At 62.8% G+C, this 16,665-nt stretch carries 17 protein-coding genes, 1 rRNA gene and 1 pseudogene; 10 read left to right on the top strand and 9 right to left on the bottom strand.

The features are described 5' to 3' along the window. Nucleotides 1-101, top strand: a 5S ribosomal RNA gene (rrf, locus tag AABE10_RS36450); the annotation flags it as partial. 218 nt (nt 102-319) lie between these two features. On the opposite strand, the gene AABE10_RS36445 is transcribed toward rrf, so the two are convergent. From AABE10_RS36445 to AABE10_RS19540, 3 genes and pseudogenes are all read right to left on the bottom strand, one after another. Beyond that, the gene (locus tag AABE10_RS36445) at nt 320-442 is read right to left on the bottom strand and encodes a hypothetical protein (RefSeq protein ID WP_428983353.1); all 123 of its coding nucleotides are present in this window, start codon (nt 440-442) and stop codon (nt 320-322) included. Then, nucleotides 391-762: an IS3 family transposase gene (locus tag AABE10_RS19545; protein WP_342934890.1), complete on the bottom strand. Its 372-nt coding sequence runs from the start codon at nt 760-762 to the stop codon at nt 391-393. Before AABE10_RS19545 ends, AABE10_RS36445 begins: the two co-directional genes overlap by 52 nt. Nucleotides 763-793: 31 nt before the next feature. Then, a pseudogene (locus AABE10_RS19540) lies at nt 794-1,053 on the bottom strand (transposase). A 205-nt stretch (nt 1,054-1,258) separates the two neighbouring features. On the opposite strand from AABE10_RS19540, the gene imuA reads away from it, so the two are divergent. The 3 genes from imuA to AABE10_RS19525 are packed head-to-tail and all read left to right on the top strand — an operon-like array spanning nt 1,259 to nt 6,521. Continuing rightward, nucleotides 1,259-1,966: a translesion DNA synthesis-associated protein ImuA gene (gene imuA / locus AABE10_RS19535; RefSeq protein ID WP_342934889.1), complete on the top strand. Its 708-nt coding sequence runs from the start codon at nt 1,259-1,261 to the stop codon at nt 1,964-1,966. Further along, on the top strand, nt 1,896-3,365 hold the full coding sequence (locus AABE10_RS19530; protein ID WP_342934888.1) for a DNA polymerase Y family protein: 1,470 nt from the start codon (nt 1,896-1,898) through the stop codon (nt 3,363-3,365). The genes imuA and AABE10_RS19530 overlap by 71 nt, the downstream gene beginning before the upstream one ends. 6 nt (nt 3,366-3,371) lie before the next feature. Further along, entirely contained in the window at nt 3,372-6,521 is a 3,150-nt protein-coding gene (locus AABE10_RS19525) for an error-prone DNA polymerase (RefSeq protein WP_342934887.1), read from the top strand. Between the two features lie 5 nt (nt 6,522-6,526). On the opposite strand, the gene AABE10_RS19520 is transcribed toward AABE10_RS19525, so the two are convergent. Further along, nucleotides 6,527-7,441 carry an SDR family oxidoreductase gene (locus AABE10_RS19520; protein WP_342934886.1) on the bottom strand — a complete coding sequence of 305 codons (915 nt, stop codon included), beginning with the start codon at nt 7,439-7,441 and terminating at the stop codon, nt 6,527-6,529. Nucleotides 7,442-7,455: 14 nt separating this feature from the next. Continuing rightward, nucleotides 7,456-7,665, bottom strand: coding sequence for a heavy-metal-associated domain-containing protein (locus tag AABE10_RS19515; protein WP_342934885.1), 210 nt, complete (start codon nt 7,663-7,665; stop codon nt 7,456-7,458). Nucleotides 7,666-7,801: 136 nt separating this feature from the next. Between AABE10_RS19515 and cueR the strand changes: the two genes are divergently transcribed. The 4 genes from cueR (at nt 7,802) to AABE10_RS19495 (ending at nt 10,442) form a co-directional block, all read left to right on the top strand. Next, nucleotides 7,802-8,227: a Cu(I)-responsive transcriptional regulator gene (gene cueR, locus AABE10_RS19510; protein WP_342934884.1), complete on the top strand. Its 426-nt coding sequence runs from the start codon at nt 7,802-7,804 to the stop codon at nt 8,225-8,227. 284 nt (nt 8,228-8,511) lie between these two features. Beyond that, the gene (locus AABE10_RS19505) at nt 8,512-8,658 is read left to right on the top strand and encodes a DUF3563 family protein (RefSeq protein ID WP_152760862.1); all 147 of its coding nucleotides are present in this window, start codon (nt 8,512-8,514) and stop codon (nt 8,656-8,658) included. Nucleotides 8,659-8,857: 199 nt separating this feature from the next. Next, nucleotides 8,858-9,211 (top strand): hypothetical protein, encoded by a 354-nt coding sequence (locus AABE10_RS19500; RefSeq protein ID WP_342934883.1) that lies wholly within the window; start codon nt 8,858-8,860, stop codon nt 9,209-9,211. A 196-nt stretch (nt 9,212-9,407) separates the two neighbouring features. After that, a complete protein-coding gene (locus AABE10_RS19495) occupies nt 9,408-10,442 on the top strand; it encodes an ABC transporter substrate-binding protein (protein ID WP_342934882.1) in 1,035 nt (344 codons plus the stop codon). Between the two features lie 114 nt (nt 10,443-10,556). Here the strand turns inward: AABE10_RS19495 and AABE10_RS19490 are convergent, their stop codons facing one another. Both AABE10_RS19490 and AABE10_RS19485 read right to left on the bottom strand, forming a co-directional pair. Beyond that, the gene (locus AABE10_RS19490; protein WP_342934881.1) at nt 10,557-11,402 is read right to left on the bottom strand and encodes a 23S rRNA (adenine(2030)-N(6))-methyltransferase RlmJ; all 846 of its coding nucleotides are present in this window, start codon (nt 11,400-11,402) and stop codon (nt 10,557-10,559) included. 256 nt (nt 11,403-11,658) lie between these two features. Further along, on the bottom strand, nt 11,659-12,630 hold the full coding sequence (locus AABE10_RS19485) for an aldo/keto reductase (RefSeq protein WP_342934880.1): 972 nt from the start codon (nt 12,628-12,630) through the stop codon (nt 11,659-11,661). A gap of 212 nt (nt 12,631-12,842) precedes the next feature. Between AABE10_RS19485 and AABE10_RS19480 the strand changes: the two genes are divergently transcribed. Together AABE10_RS19480 and AABE10_RS19475 are read left to right on the top strand one after the other, a co-directional pair. Continuing rightward, nucleotides 12,843-13,640, top strand: a complete 798-nt coding sequence (locus tag AABE10_RS19480; RefSeq protein WP_342934879.1) for a 3-hydroxybutyrate dehydrogenase — start codon at nt 12,843-12,845, stop codon at nt 13,638-13,640. A gap of 15 nt (nt 13,641-13,655) precedes the next feature. Continuing rightward, on the top strand, nt 13,656-14,906 hold the full coding sequence (locus AABE10_RS19475) for a patatin-like phospholipase family protein (RefSeq protein ID WP_342934878.1): 1,251 nt from the start codon (nt 13,656-13,658) through the stop codon (nt 14,904-14,906). A gap of 196 nt (nt 14,907-15,102) precedes the next feature. On the opposite strand, the gene AABE10_RS19470 is transcribed toward AABE10_RS19475, so the two are convergent. Both AABE10_RS19470 and AABE10_RS19465 read right to left on the bottom strand, forming a co-directional pair. Further along, the gene (locus tag AABE10_RS19470; protein ID WP_342934877.1) at nt 15,103-16,302 is read right to left on the bottom strand and encodes an amino acid aminotransferase; all 1,200 of its coding nucleotides are present in this window, start codon (nt 16,300-16,302) and stop codon (nt 15,103-15,105) included. A 62-nt stretch (nt 16,303-16,364) separates the two neighbouring features. Further along, entirely contained in the window at nt 16,365-16,556 is a 192-nt protein-coding gene (locus tag AABE10_RS19465) for a hypothetical protein (protein WP_342934876.1), read from the bottom strand. Nucleotides 16,557-16,665: the final 109 nt, after the last annotated feature.

Genomic DNA, 16,665 nt, shown 5'->3' with positions numbered 1-16,665 from the left:
GCGAGTCGGTCCCACCCCTTCCCATCCCGAACAGGACCGTGAAACGACTCCACGCCGATGATAGTGCGGATTGCCCGTGTGAAAGTAGGTAATCGTCAGGCTCCTTATACACGTCCCGGCCCCGCCCCCAAAAGGCGGGGCCGTGGCCGTTTACGGCGCCGCGCTTTTTTACCTTCCCTTGCATGGCCGGATGAACGACAGCGTAACGCCGGCTTCGTAAGCCGATGCATCCAGCACCTTACCCGCGAATTCCGGTCCGTTGTCTACCGTGATGGATGTAGGCAATCACGCATCTCGTCTAACCGTTGCAACACGTGCTTTACGCGCAGCCCGGCAGTGAAGTGTCGACCTCGATAGCCAGACATTCCCGCGTGTAGTCGTCGACCACATTCAGGCAGCGAAACCGCTGGCCGTAAGCCAGCCCATCAGAGACAAAATCCATCGACCAGCTTTGGTTCGGGTCTGTCGGCACCGCAGGGGTTTTCGCTCGACGGCGGCAATGCGCTTGCATTTGCGCTTACGCACGCTCCACCCTGCCTTGTTATACAGACGCCACGTCCGCTTATGGTTGGCCAGGCAGCCTTCGCGACGCAACAGCACATGAATACGGCGGTAGCCGTATCGACGTTTCTGCGCGGCGATTGCCGTCATCCTGTCCGTCAGATCCGCGTCGTCGCTGCGGCGCGACTCATAACGGAACAGTGAATGCGAAATTCCTACCAGCTCGCAAGCCCGGGTGACACCCATCGCGCGTTCGGTCATCAATATTCTGACGCGCCGCGCGTTTGGCTTGCTACTTTCGCGACAGCAGGTCCTTCAGCGCGGCATTGTCGAGCATCGATTCTGCCAACAGGCGCTTGAGCCTGTTGTTCTCCCGCTCCGGTTCTTTCAGGCGCTGCGCGTCCGCGACGGTCATCCCGCCGAACTTCGCCTTCCAGTGTAGTAAGTTGCCTCCGAGATACCGTACTTGCGGCACAGTTCTGTCGGCTTCAGGCCAGCCTCGGCCTCCCTCAGGATGCCAATAAATTGTTCTTCGCTGAATAGCTTCTTCATTGTCGTTCCTTTTTTATAAGCAATGCCATCGGCGCGTAATAACCGTCATTAAAGCGCTTTTTAAAGGCTTTAAAGCACAGAAAACTCAATCACGGCATAGCATTTAATTCAGAAGAAAAGCAAACCCAAAGCCCAAAAAGGGCGCGATTCATCTCGCAATTTTCCGTGTAGGATACTGTATGGATATACAGGTTTTTCCTACATCATGTCAGCCCCCACTACCCGTGCCGAAGAGATTCATCCGTCGCTATGGCGAGCCTCGCAGCTCGCGCGCGGCGGCCGGCGCACGCTCGACACCGGCTATCCCGCGTTATCGACGGAGTTGCCCGGCGGTGGCTGGCCCATTGGCGCGCTTGTCGATTTGCTGGTCCAGGTGCCGGGCGTCGGCGAGATGCGGCTGTTGCGTCCGGCATTGAGTTCACTGGGCGATCGGCACATTGCTCTCATTCAGCCGCCGCATATTCCGGATGGCCTGGGCCTCAATTACATCGGGCTCTCGCTCGACAGGCTGCTGCAGATCAAAGCCCCCAAAAGCGCCGACGCCTTCTGGTCCGCCGAACAGATCTTGCGTGCCGGCAGTTGCGGCGCGCTGATCCTGTGGGCGCAACATGCGCAGGCGTCGTCGCTGCGGCGTCTCCATCTGGCTGCTCAGTCGTCCGAGACGCTCTTCATCATGGTCCGGCCGCTCGCCTCGGCTCAGGACTCGTCGCCGGCGCTATTGCGGCTGGCGTTACGCCCCTCGGCCGACGGTCTGATGGTCGACATCGTGAAACGACGAGGCCCAACACGCGCGGAGCCTCTGTCGATTTCTCTTCAACCCACTCCTGTTCTGTTTTCTCGCCATGCGCGTCTTTCTCGCCGTTCATCTGCTGAAGTTGCCGCTCGAAGTCTTTCGACCGAGGTGGTCGCCTGAGCCGGTGCACGGCAGCGCGGTGCTGGAGAAGGACAAGGTCGCGATTGCCGACAGCGCGGCCCGCGCGGCGGGCGTGCGACTGGGTATGAAGCGCGGTGGCGTGCTGACGCTGTCGCCGGAAACGGCACTGTACGAGCGTGACATCGCACGTGAAAACGCGGCGCAGCGCGAAGTCGGCGTAGCGCTGATGAAGTTTTCGCCCGATGTCGCGTTGCTCGACGAAGCGACGGTGCTCGTCGAAGTCGGCGCGAGCTTGCGGCTTTTCGGCGGGCTGTTGTCGCTATGCCGTCAGGCCAAGGCGGTTCTCGGCGCGCTCGGCTTGACGGCGCACATCAGTGCCGCGCCGACGGGGCAGGGCGCGTGGCTTCTGGCGAAACACGGCAACCGGCGCGTGCTGCAACTCGCGTCGCTCGAGCGCGTGCTCGAGCCGCTGCCGATGCTCGCCGTGCCGGAGATCCGTCCGTTTGCCGACTGGTTCGGCGGCTTGGGCTGCGAATCGATTGCCGATGTGCGCCGTCTGCCGCGCGCCGGTCTGCAGCGGCGCTGCGGCGAGCATCTGCTGGATTCGCTCGACCGCGCGTTCGGCACCGCGCCTGAACTGTTCGACTGGCTCGAGCTGCCGCCCACGTTCACCGCGCGCTTCGAATTGCCCGATCGTCTGGAGCATGCGGATGGTGCCGTGTTCGCCGCGCATCGTCTGATCGTGCAGCTGTGCGGCTGGCTGTGCGCGAAGCAACTGGCGGTGACGGCGATCACGCTGTCGTTCGAGCATGAGCGAGGACGCGAAGCCATCGCGCCGACGTCGATCGACATCGCGCTGGGCGAAGCCGCCTGGCGCGAAGACCATCTGCTGCGTCTCGTGAAGGAGCGGCTGCATCGCCTCACATTGGACGCACCGGCTATCGCGGTGCGGCTCGATGCGTCGAAGGTCGATGCGGCCGCGCCCGCCACCGATCAGCTCTTTCCCGAGCCGGGCGGCTCGCCGGCGGATCACGTGCGGCTGATCGAGTTGCTGATTGCTCGACTCGGCGACGAAAACGTGTTGCGCCCCGCGCCGACGGCCGACTACCGGCCGGAAATCGCGAACCGCTGGGTGCCCGTGAACCACGCGGAAAAAAAGATGCAGTTGCCGAAGAGCCTGCCGCGTGCGACATGGATGCTGGCGACGCCCGTGCGTCTGCTGATGCGTGAGCACCGGCCGTTCTACGGCTCGCCGCTGAAGATGGTGTCGCCGGGCGAGCGGATCGAAGCGGGCTGGTTCGACGGCGCCCTCGTCACGCGCGATTACTTCGTCATGCAAGGCGAAGACCGCACCTGCTACTGGGTTTATCGCGAGCGCATCAGCAGCCGCGATGCCGAAGAGGAGCCGCGCTGGTTCCTGCACGGCCTGTTCGGATGACGCGCGATGGATACGACATTCAATGCGTTGCCCGCTTACGCCGAGTTGTTCTGCTTTTCGAACTTCACGTTCCTGCATGGCGCGTCGCATGCAGAGGAACTCGCAGAGCGCGCGTTTCAGCTGGGTTATTCGGGGCTTGCCATCACCGACGAATGCTCGCTCGCGGGCGTCGTGCGCGCGCATGTCGCGGCGAAGGAAGTGGGCTTGCCGCTCGTCATCGGGTCGTATTTCCGGCTGCGCAATGCCGATGGCACGCCCGCGTTCAGCCTGATTCTGCTCGCGCAGAATCGCGAGGGCTACGGCAATCTGTCGGAGCTGATCACGCTCGCGCGCACGCGCGCGCCGAAGGGCGAATATCGCCTCACGCCGCACGATCTGTCGCGGCCCGATCGCGAAAATGCGCATCTGCGTGGCATGCCCGATTGCCTCGCGATCCTCGTTCCCGATTTTCCAGCGGACGAAGAGGCGCTCGAAGCGCAGATCGAATGGCTCGACGAGACGTTTCCAGGCCGCGCATGGGCCGGGCTCGTGCTGCATCAGCGCGCGATGGATGACATTCATCGCGGCGCGCTCGAATATGTCGCAGGCAAGCAGAACGTGCCCGTCGTCGCATTGGGTCATGTCGTGATGCATGTGCGCTCGCGCAAGCCGCTGCAGGACACGATGACGGCGATTCGCGTCGGCAGGCCGGTGCACGAGTGCGGCTACGAGCTCGCGCCGAATGCAGAACAGCATCTGCGCTCGCGTCTGCGCATCGCGAATCTGTATCCCGAGCACACGTTGCGCGAAACGATCAGCGTGTTGTCGCGCTGCACGTTTTCGCTCGACGAACTGCGCTACGAATATCCCGACGAACTCGTGCCCGAAGGCTATACGCCGACGCAATACCTGCGTCAGGAAACGTATTTCGGCGCGCAGCGGCGTTTTCCTTCGGGCATTCCGCACAACGTGCAGGAGCAGATCGAGCATGAACTCGCGCTGATCGCGGACCTCGGCTACGAGCCATACTTTCTGACCGTCTATGACATCGTGCGTTACGCCCGCAGCCAGCACATTCTGTGTCAGGGACGCGGGTCTGCGGCCAACTCGGCTGTCTGTTACTGCCTCGGCGTGACGGAAGTAGACCCGGCGCGCGGCAACATGCTGTTCGAGCGGTTCATCTCGAAGGAACGCGGCGAGCCGCCCGACATCGACGTGGACTTCGAACACCAGCGGCGCGAAGAAGTGATCCAGTACATCTATCGCAAGTACGGGCGCGATCGCGCGGCGATCGCGGCAGCCGTGTCGACGTACCGGCCGCGTGGCGCGTTGCGCGAGACGGGCAAGGCGCTCGGCATCGATCCGCAGATCGTCGATACCGTCGCGAAGTCGCATCACTGGTTCGATACGAGTCACGATCTGCTCAAGCGCTTCGAGGAGTCGGGGCTGGACCCGGAGAAGCCGCTGATTCAGGCGTGGGCGCGGCTCGCGTCGCAACTGCTCAATTTTCCGCGCCATCTGTCGCAGCATTCGGGCGGCTTCGTGATCAGCCGCGGCAAGCTTACGCGGCTCGTGCCCGTCGAGAACGCGGCGATGGCCGACCGCTCGGTGATCGAATGGGACAAGGACGATCTCGAATCGCTCGGCTTGCTGAAGGTCGATGTGCTCGCGCTCGGCATGCTGTCGGCGATCCGGCGCACGCTGGATATCGTGTCGGAGCGGCGCGGCGAACGCTTCGAGATGCAGGACATTCCGCTCGAAGACAAAGCGACTTACGACATGATCTCGCGCGCCGATACGATCGGCGTGTTCCAGATCGAATCGCGTGCGCAGATGAGCATGCTGCCGCGTTTGCGTCCGCAAGAGTTCTACGATCTCGTGATCGAAGTCGCGATCGTGCGGCCGGGGCCGATTCAGGGCGGAGCGGTGCATCCGTATCTGCGGCGGCGGCAAGGGCTCGAACCCGTCAGTTATCCGAATGACAAGCTGAAGGTCGCGCTCGAGCGCACGCTCGGCGTGCCGATCTTCCAGGAGCAGGTGATGCAGGTCGCGATTATCGCGGCGGGGTTCACGCCGGGCGAGGCCGATCAGTTGCGCCGCGCGATGGCCGCGTGGAAGCGCAAGGGCGACCTCATCAAATACTACGATCGCATCGTCAACGGCATGCGGGAGCGTGGCTACCCGCAGAGTTTCGCCGAGAGCATCTTCGAGCAGATCAAGGGCTTCGGCGAATATGGCTTTCCGGAAAGCCACGCGGCGAGCTTTGCGCTGCTGGTCTATACGAGCAGCTGGCTGAAATGCCACGAGCCCGAGGCGTTTCTCGCCGCGATGCTCAACAGCCAGCCGATGGGCTTCTATTCGCCGTCGCAACTCGTGCAGGACGCGCGGCGGCATGGCGTGATCGTCCTGCCCGTGGACGTGACCGTCAGCGGCTGGGACTCTTCGCTCGAAACCGTGGCGGGCAGCGTGCGCCCGGCCGTTCGTCTCGGGCTGTCGCTATTGCGCGGCATGAAGGACGGCGCGGCGGAGCGCATCGAAAACGCGCGCGCGGTGCGCCCGTTCAGGAGCGTCCACGATCTCGCGCGCCGGGCGCAACTCAACCGGCACGACCTGCATGTGCTCGCCGACGCGAATGCGTTGTCATCGCTGGCGGGCAACCGGCGCGAGGCGTTGTGGCATTCGGTCGCCGCCGTGCCCGACAAGGACATGCTGTCTGCCGCCGCCGTTCAGGACGACACGCCCGAACTGGGCGCGCCGTCGGAGGCGCAGGACATCGTCGCGGACTACCGGTCAGTGGGGCTGACGCTCGGCCGTCATCCGCTGGAACTGCTGCGGCCCGTGCTGCTGGAGCAGCGCCTGATGCCCGCGTCGACGTTGAGCCACTACCGCAATGGACGCCTCGCGCGCGGATGCGGGATCGTCACCGTGCGGCAGCGGCCCGGCACGGCGAAAGGCGTGCTGTTCGTGACGCTTGAGGACGAAACGGGCAACGTCAACGTGATCGTGTGGCCGAGCCTGCTGGAGAAACAGAGAAGGGAAGCGCTGGGCGCATCGCTGCTGGCCGTCTACGGCACGTGGCAATGCGAGGGCGAAGTGCGGCACCTGGTGGCGCAACGGCTCGTCGATATGTCGCATCTGCTGGGCGGGCTGCAATCGACGAGCCGCGACTTCCACTGATCGCGCTAACCGCGCCACGGAAACTGAGCGAGCACCTGGCGAATCGCCGTATCGAACGGCGTGCGCCGACCGATGCCGAGCGCTTCGAGCCGCGACGAGTCCAGATGGCAGTTATGCGGACGCGGCGTCGAATCCGTCGGCGTGTGCTGCGGCGTGAGTTGCGCGTCGATTTGCAGCGCGTCCGCAAGGCGTTGCGCGATGTCGTATTTCGTCATCGGTTCGTCGCCGGACCACTGCGCCGTGCCGCACACAGCCTCGCCGTGTGCGTGCCGCTCCAGCAATTGCTGCACGACGACGGCCACATCCGGCGTATAGGTTGGATAGCGAATCGCCCATGCGTCCATAGCGGCGGCCTTTGCGTCGGGCGCCGCGCTTGCCGACGCAGCAATCGCGGGCACGAGACTCGTCACCGCCGACTCCTGCCAGCCGACGATCGGCCCGAACAGCAACGGCAGGCGCAGCACGCAGCCCAGCTCGGTGGATTCGGCGAGTGCCCGCTCGCCATCCAGCTTGCTGCGGCCATACGCGTTGATCGGCGATGGCGTCGCGTCGTCGCGATAGGGCGGCTGCGTGCCGTCGAACACGTAGTCGGTGGAGATGGACAGCACCCACGCGCCGCGCCGCCGCGCCGCCGACGCAATCGCGCGCACGGCGTCGACATTCAACGCGTGCGCAAGCGCCGGATCATGCTCGCAGACATCCGGCCGGCGCTCGGCCGCTGCGATCACGATGGCATCGGGTTGCTCGCGTTCGACGAACCGCGTAACGGCATCCGCATCGCGGATATCGAGCCTGACGCTGTGCGGCCCCGGATGGCTGAACGCCGTCTGCACGAGTTGCCAGTCGCGCTGCCGGGCGAGCTCGCCGACGACGGCGCGCCCCAGCAGACCCGACGCGCCGATAACGGCAACCTTGAACATCTGCGTGGCCCGGCTCAATGGCCGTCGACGGCGATGACCGTGTAGCCGGCTTCGTCGATGGCGGCCTTGAGCGTGTCGATGGATGCGCCCGACTGGACGGCGACCTTGCCCGCAGGCAGGTCAACGTGAACCTGCGCGCGCGCGTCGTGTTCCTGGATGGCGCGCGTAACGGCCGCGGCGCAATGCTGGCAGCTCATGCCTTCTACCTTGAATTCGATGCTCATGCTTTTTCCTTTGACTTGCTTGTCAGTCCCGCAACCTTGAATTATGCCTGTCGACCGGCAACTACATGATTGACCTTCCCATCGTGGGAAGGTCAAGAATCGTGCAACATATCGTGAAAGCAGTGAGGAACGGGCGATGAATATCGGTCAAGCGGCCCGCGCATCGGGCGTGACGGCGAAAATGATCCGCTACTACGAGAGCGTCGGATTGCTCGCGGCAAAACAGCGAACTTCGGCGGGATATCGGGTTTATGGCGCGCAGGAAGTACACTCGCTGCGCTTTATCCGCCAGGCGCGCCGGCTGGGTTTTCCCGTCGAGGACATTCGCAGGCTGCTCGCGCTGTGGCACGACCGGACGCGCACGAGCGCGGAAGTGAAATCGATCGCGCTGGAGCATGTCGCCGACCTCAACCACCGCATTGCCGAACTGACCGAGATGCGCGACACCTTGGCGCATCTCGCGGAGCATTGTCATGGCGATGACCGGCCGGATTGCCCGATCATCGAAGGCCTCGCCGCTGTCGATCCGATAGATGATGCGCCCGATTGTCACAGCCATTGAAAAACAGCGACGCGACATTGCGCGCAATCTCGCGTGATTGCACCGAATTGGTGCGATTCTGACGGCTGTTCCGGGCGATTTTGCGACGAATCTGAAAAATATCGACAGAAAATCAATGGTTTGTTGGGCAAATTAAGATGCACCATTCCAAAACGGAATGCACATCATTCGGGCAATTCACTGGCAAGGTTGCGCGGGATCGTTATAATTCGGGTTAACCCTTTTACGGGAAATCCCTGATGTTCAACCCACCGGGGATTCTTACTGATCCCTTGGAGTTCATCATGATTGCGTTTCTGGTCGAAAAGCTGAGCAACTGGTTTGAAACTGCTGAACGTAGCCGCCGCGAGGCTTACCTCGCAGCGTCGTCGGATATTGTTCAGCTCGAGCAGCGTATTCGCTCGCTCGAAACCAACGGCTACTCGCTGTAAGTCGATCGCCCGAGCCAACGCGGCACGCCGTTTGCCGCGAGCCTAAAGCGATACAAAAGCCCCGCCGCGCGGGGCTTTGTCGTATCTGGCGCTGGTGGATCGTGCGCGGCGGCTTCGACGACTAGCCGGAACGCCATCGTCGCGGTAATGTAGGATGTTTTTGCGATAACCGGCATTCCTACAATCAACCGGGGCGCTCATGTTTTCCGACCATTCGATGCTTCTGCTGCGATCCGCCGCGACCGTCGTGCTGCTGGGGGCGGCATCGGCGGTGTTTGCTGCTTCGTCGGCGGGCCGTCAGCCGCTGATTCTCGATACCCAGAGCGGCATCAGCGACGGCCAGAGCGGCACCATACTGCAAACGGGACCGCTTTCGACGAGACGCATCGTCGAAGCCCAGCCGACCGCGACGCCCGAAGAATTGCCGTACAACAACGGCTCGACACCACCTTATGTGGTTGCGCCGTACATCCAGGTGCCGGGCGGTGCGCCGGCGCCGTATCCGCCGCCTCAGCCACAACTGCATCCGCGGCCCGCGCCTCGTTCGCAATAGAGCGGCTGGTCGCCCCGCACAAATATTCCGCACTGTCGCGCGGATCGATCCTCCTTCATTCGGGTTTCGGCGCATGGCGCGGGCCGGATCATCCGACGACAATCGTTGCGCAATCATCGCTCGCGGCACATGCGCGCACACATTCAGCGCGTCTAACGCAGCGAGACGAACACTCGAAAAAGACAGGAGACGACGAATGTCCAACCTCTGGTTCCGGCGTGCCATGGGCGCATGTGCAGCGCTGTTCGTGCTCGCGACATATCCCGCCATCGCGAAGGAGACGCCCGAGAAGCCGAAGCTCACGATGGCCGTCGGAGGCTTGCCGGGCCTCTATTACCTTCCCGTGTTGACTGCGCAGCAACTGGGCTTTTTCAAGGACGAAGGCCTCGACGTGACGCTCGAGGATTTCGCGGGCGGATCGAAGGCGCTGGAAGCTGTGGTCGGCGGCAGCGCGGACGTGGGCGCGGGTGCCTATGAACACACGATCTTCATGCAGGCGAAAGGCCAGCATTATCGCGCGTTCGTGTTGATGGGCCGCGCGCCGCAGATCGCCGTGGCGGTGACGAAAGAGAAGGCCGGCACGATCAAGACTCTGGCAGATTTCAAAGGCGCGAAGGTCGGCGTGAGCGCGCCGGGCTCGTCGACTGATCTCGTCCTCACGGTCGCGCTGCGCAAGGCCGGGGTGCAACGCAGCGATGTCTCGGTGATCGGCGTCGGCAGCGGCGCAACGGTGATTTCCGCCGTGAGCAACGGACAGGTCGATGCGCTATCGAACGTCGATCCGATGATGACCAAGTTGCAGCGTTCGGGCGACATCAAAGTGCTGGTCGACACCCGCACCGTGAAGGGCACGCAGGAAGTATTCGGCGGGACGATGCCCGCGGCGACGCTCTACGCACCGGATAGCTTCATCCAGAAATATCCGAAGACGACTCAGGCTCTGGCCAACGCGATCGTGCGCGCGGACCGCTGGCTTCAGACGGCCAGCGACGCCGACATCGCGAAGATGGTGCCCCCCGCGTATTTGCTCAACGACAAGGCGCTGTATATCGACGCCTTTCACAACGTTCGCGAAGCCTATTCGCCGGATGGCTTGATGCCCGCGGACGGGCCGCCGACGGCCTTGCGCGCGCTTTCGTCATTCGATACGCGGCTCGACGCGTCGAAGATCGACCTGAAAGCGACCTATACGAACGACTTCGCGCGCAAGGCGGACGAGCAAATGAAGTAGTTCCGGCGCCGCGAGGGACTCGCGTCTTGCGTGCTGGCTTCTTCTCCAATGCACGCGCTTGTCGTATTGCTTAAGGCAGAGTCCGCGTTCGGCCCTATGTGGCTCAGCGCAGGCTCAGTCGCCGCGATGTTCGATCTTGAACTGCGCGGCCTTGTCTTGACCGAGCGTCTCGACGAGCCACGGCAGCGTTTCCTTCATCATCTTCGGCAGCGTGTAGGGCGGGTTCAGAATGAACATGCCGCTGCCGAAGAGTCCAAAGCCATCGCTGGGCGGGCTGCTGACCGTCAGCGACACATGCAGGCAGTTCTTGTCCTGCAGCCGTTTCAGCTGTTCAGGGAAACGCTGCGACTCCGGACGCGCGACTTGCGGATACCAGACTGCATACGTTCCCGTCGCAAAGCGCTTCAGACTTTCTTCGACGCAGGTCAGCGTGCGCGCGTAGTCGCGTTTGTCTTCATAGGACGGATCGACGAGCACGAGCGCCCGGCGTGGCGCGGGCGGCAGCAGCGTCTTGATGCCATCGAAGCCGTCGCCCGCGAACAGCATCGCGCGCCGGCCGGCATCGCGGAAGTTGTGGCGCAGCACGTCGATTTCGGTGCTATGCAATTCGAACAGGCGCATGCGATCCTGCTCGCGCATCAGCCGCCACGCGAGATACGGCGAGCCCGGGTAAAAGCGCAAGTCGCCGTCGGCATTCAGCGCGGACACCTCATCGACATACTCCGCAATCACGGGCGGCAAGTCTTTGCGATTCCACAGCTTCGCGATACCCGTTTCGAACTCAGCGGTCTTGGTCGCATAACCTTCTTTCAGCGAATACACGCCCGCGCCAGCGTGCGTGTCGATATACCAGTACGCCTTGTCCTTTTGTCCGAGATAGCGCAGCAGTTGCACGACGACTGCGTGTTTCAGGACATCGGCGTGATTGCCTGCGTGAAAAGCGTGGCGGTAACTGAGCATGGCGATGAGAAGCGCTAGAAGAGGCGGGTTATGCGGCCGCGTATTGTACGTGAATGAGGTACGTGAACGAGGTCCGTGAACGAGGTCGGCGAAAGACGTGCGCGAATGACATGCGCGACTAAGGCAGGCGAACGAGGTACGCGAGCGAACAGCGCGGCCAGCGCCGGCGGTGCGCCGTTCCGGCCGAACGCATGAGCGGATCGAAGGGTGTCCGATCCGCGCTCGACTCATGTCCGATCCGCGCCCCATCGCAAGTCTAGTCGTACGCGTCGCCGACAATCGCTTCAATGTTGAACTTGATCTCCGCCGTGATCTGCTCGGCGACATCCGCCGCCTTCATGTTTTCGGCGATCTGCTCGACGCGCGACGCGCCCGTGATGACCGTGCTGACGTTCGGATTCGTCAGGACCCATCCAAGCGCAAGCTGCCCCACGGTGCAGCCGAGTTCGTCCGCGAGTTCGCCGAGCTGGCCGACGATGTTGTTCCTGCCCGCATCGGTGACTTCCTTGCGCAGCCAGTCGTAGCCTTGCAGTTCCGCGCGGCTGCCGGATGGCACGCCGTTGCGGTATTTGCCCGTGAGCAGTCCCGAAGCAAGCGGGCTCCATGTCGTGAGACCGAGGCCGATGTCCTCGTAGAGCCGTCGATATTCATCTTCGACGCGCTTGCGGTGGAACAGGTTGTATTGCGGCTGCTCCATCACGGGCTTGTGCAGATGATGCCGCTCGGCGATTTCGCAGGCCGCGCGGATCTCGTCGGCGCTCCATTCAGACGTGCCCCAGTACAGCGCCTTGCCGCGCGCGATCATGTCGCTCATCGCCCATACGGTCTCTTCGATGGGCGTGTTCGGGTCAGGACGATGACAGAACACGAGGTCGACATAATCGAGTTGCAGACGCTTCAGTGAGCCGTCGATCGCGTTGAGCAGGTACTTGCGATTGAGCGTGTGATACTGATTGGGCGCTTCGTTGAGCCCCCAGAAAAATTTCGTCGAGACGATATAGCTCACGCGCGGCCAGTTCAGTTCCTTCAGCGCCTCGCCCATGATCTCTTCCGATCGGCCGCCCGCATAGACTTCGGCGTTGTCGAAGAAATTGACGCCTGCGTCGCGCGCAGCCGCCAGCGATTCCCGCGCGGCGCGCCGGTCCACCTGATTGCCGTAAGTCACCCATGAGCCGATGGACAGCTCGCTGACCTGCAGGCCGGAACGGCCGAGACGTCGGTAGTTCATCCAGATCTCCTTGTAAGTATCGTCGCCGGAACACCACACATTAATCCGATTCCGTAAGACGTGCCTTTGGTGTTTCGTTCGCTTCGGTTCATGCACAATAGCGAAGTCGGCCGCAGTGCAGCAATCGGCCGAACGGCATATGCCGTTTGGCCAGCTTCACGCTATCTGCGCGCCATGTTCTCATTGCTCAATCAACCGCATGGAGGTTCTGGATGTCGTCATCGAATGGGAGTCTGAAAGGCAAGGTCGCCGTCGTCACGGGCGCGGCGAGCGGCATCGGCAAGCAGATCGCGTTGACGCTGTCGGCGGCGGGCGCGGCCGTCGCGATCGCTGACCTGAACCAGGACGGCGCGAATGCCGTCGCCGAAGAAATTACGAAAGCCGGCGGCAAGGCGCTTGGCATTGCGATGGACGTGACGAGCGAAGACGCCGTCAATCAGGGCATCGACAAGGTCGCGGCCGAACTGGGCTCGGTGGATATCCTGGTTTCGAATGCCGGCATTCAGATCGTCAACCCGATCGAGAACTACTCGTTCTCCGACTGGAAGAAGATGCAGGCGATCCACGTCGACGGCGCGTTCCTCACGACGAAGGCCGCGCTCAAGCACATGTACAAGGACGATCGCGGCGGCATCGTGATCTACATGGGCTCCGTGCATTCGCACGAAGCGTCGCCGTTGAAGTCGGCATATGTGGCCGCCAAGCATGCGCTGCTCGGTCTCGCTCGCGTGCTCGCGAAGGAAGGCGCGAAGCACAACGTGCGTTCGCATGTCGTATGTCCGGGCTTCGTGCGCACGCCGCTCGTCGACAAGCAGATCCCCGAGCAGGCCAAGGAACTGGGCATCAGCGAGGAAGAAGTGGTCAAGCGCGTGATGCTGGGCAGCACGGTGGACGGCGTCTTCACGACCGTCGAAGATGTCGCGCAGACGGTGCTGTTCCTGTCGGCATTCCCGACGGCTGCGCTCACAGGCCAGTCGTTCATCGTGAGCCACGGCTGGTACATGCAATAAGAACGGAGGGTGATGATGGCGCAACGCGAATCGCAACGCAGCGTGAAGCGGGAGCGCGCCGGCGGCGCCGGCGCGGAGGAGGGCGAACGGGTGGGCGCGTCGCCAGGCGTTCGCGCCAGTCATCACATCGGGTTGCCGCAGTACGAAACGGTCGCGCTGGTGCTGCAGGGCGGCGGCGCGCTCGGCGCGTATCAGGCGGGCGTCTACCAGGGGCTCGACGAGGCCGGCATTCTGCCGAACTGGTTGGCGGGCATTTCGATCGGTGCGTTGAACACGGCGATCATCGCGGGCAATGCGCCCAGGCATCGCGTCGAAAAGCTGCACGAGTTCTGGGAAACGATCTGCCAGCCGGCCTACGGTCCGCCTGTGCCGCCGTCCATCGAGCACGCGCTCTTCAATTCGAACGACGCGGTACGCAAGATGTTCACGGCGATGCAGGCAGTAGGCGCGCTCGTCGACGGGCAGAAGGGTTTCTTCACGCCGCGCTTTCCGCCGCCGTTGCCTGCCGTGTCGGTTCCACCGCAAAACGCTAGCTACTACGACACGACGCCGCTCAAGGCGACGCTCGAGCGGCTATGCGACTTCGACCGGATCAACTCGAAAGAGATGCGCGTGTCAGTCGGCGCGGTGAACGTGCATACGGGCAACTTCGCGTACTTCGACAACACGCATACGACGTTGAAGCCCGAGCATTTCATGGCATCTGGCGCGCTGCCGCCGGGATTTGGCGCCGTGGAAATCGACGGCGAGTACTACTGGGACGGTGGGCTGATGTCGAATACGCCGCTCGCCGAAGTGGCTCAGGCGAGCCCGCGCCGCGATACGCTCGCCTTTCAGGTCGATCTGTGGAGCGCGATCGGCCCAGTGCCCGACAACATCACCGACGTGCAGGGGCGCGTCAAAGACATTCAGTATTCGAGCCGGACGCGCTTCGTCACGGACACGATGCAGCATTCGCAGCGCTTTCGGCATGTACTGCGCGAAGTGCTCGACCGCGTGTCGCCCGAGCATCGTGACGATCCGTGGTGCAAGCTCGCGGAGCAGCTCGCCTGCTCGAAGCGCTACAACATCATTCACCTGATCTACAGGGACAAGGAATACGAAGGGCACTACAAGGACTACCAGTTCGGCTTGTCGACGATGCATCAGCATTGGGAAAGCGGCCTGGACGATATCCGCAACTCGCTTGCGCAACCGGGCTGGCTCGACATGCCGGACAACGACGCCGGCTTCGTCACGCACGACATTCATCGCGATTCACGTTGAGCGCGGTGTTGGACGTCTGGTGATGACGTGTGGCATTGAACGCGCGGTTGCCGTCGCGTCGACATGCAATCGCGAGTCGGTGTCAGGGCGAGTGGGGCACGACATGAAAAAGGCGCTCACGAGGAGCGCCTTTTGACTGGCAGCATTGACTGCCATGCGAGAAGAGACGGCGCCGTACGCCGTCTCTTTCCGCGACTTACTTCAGGACGGCAGCAACCGCGTTGGCGACGACGTCCAGATTGCGCGTGTTCAGCGCGGCCACGCAGATACGGCCCGTGCTGACTGCATAGATGCCGAACTCTTCGCGCAGACGATCGACTTGCGGCGCCGTCAGACCCGAGTACGAGAACATGCCGCGTTGCGCGTTGACGAAGCTGAAATCGCGGTCGATGCCCGCGGCCTTCAGACGTTCGACGAGACCATTGCGCATCGCGCGGATGCGGTCGCGCATTTCGCCCAGCTCCGTTTCCCATGTTGCGCGCAGTTCCGGCGAAGCAAGTACCGCTGCGACGACAGCACCGCCATGCGTCGGCGGGTTCGAATAGTTCGTGCGGATCACGCGCTTGAGTTGCGACAGCACGCGCGCTGCCTCTTCCTTGCTGCCCGTGATGATCGACAGTGCGCCGACGCGCTCGCCGTACAGCGAGAACGACTTCGAGAACGACGACGACACGAACACGTTCAGCTCCGATTGCGCGAAGAGGCGCACGGCGGCTGCGTCGGCGTCGATACCGTCGCCGAAACCCTGATAGGCGATGTCGAGGAACGGCACCAGTTCGCGTGCCTTCACGACTTCGACGACCTGGCGCCACTGGTCGACGGAGAGATCGACGCCCGTCGGATTGTGGCAGCAAGCGTGCAGCACGACGACTGTGCCCGGCGCGTAGCTGTTGAGCGCCGACAGCATGCCTTCGAAGTTCACGCCATGCGTTTTCGCGTCGTAGTACGGGTACGAGACGACCTCGAAGCCTGCGCTTTCGAACAGCGCGCGGTGGTTTTCCCAGCTCGGATCGCTGATCGCGACCTTCGCCGCCGGATTGAGGCGCTTCAGGAAGTCCGCGCCGATCTTCAGCGCGCCCGTGCCGCCCAGCGCCTGCGCCGTCACGACGCGGCCAGCGGCGATCAGCGGCGAATCGTTGCCGAGCAACAGCTTTTGTACCGCTGCGTCGTAGACGGCAATACCTTCGATCGGCAGATAGCCGCGCGGCAGCGCAGCTTCGATGCGTGCCTTTTCTGCTTCGCGGACAGCGCGCAGCAGAGGGATCTTGCCTTCCTCGTTGGTGTACACGCCGACACCCAGATTGACCTTGGTGGTACGCGTGTCGGCGTTGAAGGCTTCGTTCAGGCCCAGAATCGGGTCGCGGGGAGCAAGTTCGACGGCGGAGAACAGAGACATGATGATTCGGCAGTAGTGAAAAGAGGGACGACTTCGGATGCTGCTAGGAACCGCATGCGACTTTAGGCGGCGAGGTTCGGAATATGCGAAAGGAGCCATGCTCGGGTCCCGACCACACATTCGACGACAGCCGCGGGCGCGAACGTGCCATTGTAACGAATCTCGCCGGTTTTTTTTGCGCCGGGCGCGTTGGCAGGTGGATTAATTTGCAATGAAAACAGCGATCTGGCGATGTTTTTTTTGACTGCAAACACGCAACTCTCGGCGCAACGGCGTGGGCGGTCGGACACGATTTCAGACGCAAGGTGAGGCGTCGGCTCGACCGTTCGCAAAACGCTAGAATAGTCGTTTGCTCCGGGGCCG

Source organism: Paraburkholderia diazotrophica (genome assembly GCF_038900755.1).
Classification (GTDB): domain Bacteria; phylum Pseudomonadota; class Gammaproteobacteria; order Burkholderiales; family Burkholderiaceae; genus Paraburkholderia; species Paraburkholderia diazotrophica_A.
This window is presented reverse-complemented; position numbering and strand designations above follow the sequence as displayed.

Excerpts from the sequence above, each read along its gene's own strand:
- AABE10_RS36445 (WP_428983353.1), bottom strand. The coding sequence starts at position 442 with ATGGATTTTGTCTCTGATGGGCTGGCTTACGGCCAGCGGTTTCGCTGC.
- AABE10_RS19545 (WP_342934890.1), bottom strand. The coding sequence starts at position 762 with ATGACCGAACGCGCGATGGGTGTCACCCGGGCTTGCGAGCTGGTAGGA.
- imuA (WP_342934889.1), top strand. The coding sequence starts at position 1,259 with ATGTCAGCCCCCACTACCCGTGCCGAAGAGATTCATCCGTCGCTATGG.
- AABE10_RS19530 (WP_342934888.1), top strand. The coding sequence starts at position 1,896 with ATGCGCGTCTTTCTCGCCGTTCATCTGCTGAAGTTGCCGCTCGAAGTC.
- AABE10_RS19525 (WP_342934887.1), top strand. The coding sequence starts at position 3,372 with ATGGATACGACATTCAATGCGTTGCCCGCTTACGCCGAGTTGTTCTGC.
- AABE10_RS19520 (WP_342934886.1), bottom strand. The coding sequence starts at position 7,441 with ATGTTCAAGGTTGCCGTTATCGGCGCGTCGGGTCTGCTGGGGCGCGCC.
- AABE10_RS19515 (WP_342934885.1), bottom strand. The coding sequence starts at position 7,665 with ATGAGCATCGAATTCAAGGTAGAAGGCATGAGCTGCCAGCATTGCGCC.
- cueR (WP_342934884.1), top strand. The coding sequence starts at position 7,802 with ATGAATATCGGTCAAGCGGCCCGCGCATCGGGCGTGACGGCGAAAATG.
- AABE10_RS19505 (WP_152760862.1), top strand. The coding sequence starts at position 8,512 with ATGATTGCGTTTCTGGTCGAAAAGCTGAGCAACTGGTTTGAAACTGCT.
- AABE10_RS19500 (WP_342934883.1), top strand. The coding sequence starts at position 8,858 with ATGTTTTCCGACCATTCGATGCTTCTGCTGCGATCCGCCGCGACCGTC.
- AABE10_RS19495 (WP_342934882.1), top strand. The coding sequence starts at position 9,408 with ATGTCCAACCTCTGGTTCCGGCGTGCCATGGGCGCATGTGCAGCGCTG.
- AABE10_RS19490 (WP_342934881.1), bottom strand. The coding sequence starts at position 11,402 with ATGCTCAGTTACCGCCACGCTTTTCACGCAGGCAATCACGCCGATGTC.
- AABE10_RS19485 (WP_342934880.1), bottom strand. The coding sequence starts at position 12,630 with ATGAACTACCGACGTCTCGGCCGTTCCGGCCTGCAGGTCAGCGAGCTG.
- AABE10_RS19480 (WP_342934879.1), top strand. The coding sequence starts at position 12,843 with ATGTCGTCATCGAATGGGAGTCTGAAAGGCAAGGTCGCCGTCGTCACG.
- AABE10_RS19475 (WP_342934878.1), top strand. The coding sequence starts at position 13,656 with ATGGCGCAACGCGAATCGCAACGCAGCGTGAAGCGGGAGCGCGCCGGC.
- AABE10_RS19470 (WP_342934877.1), bottom strand. The coding sequence starts at position 16,302 with ATGTCTCTGTTCTCCGCCGTCGAACTTGCTCCCCGCGACCCGATTCTG.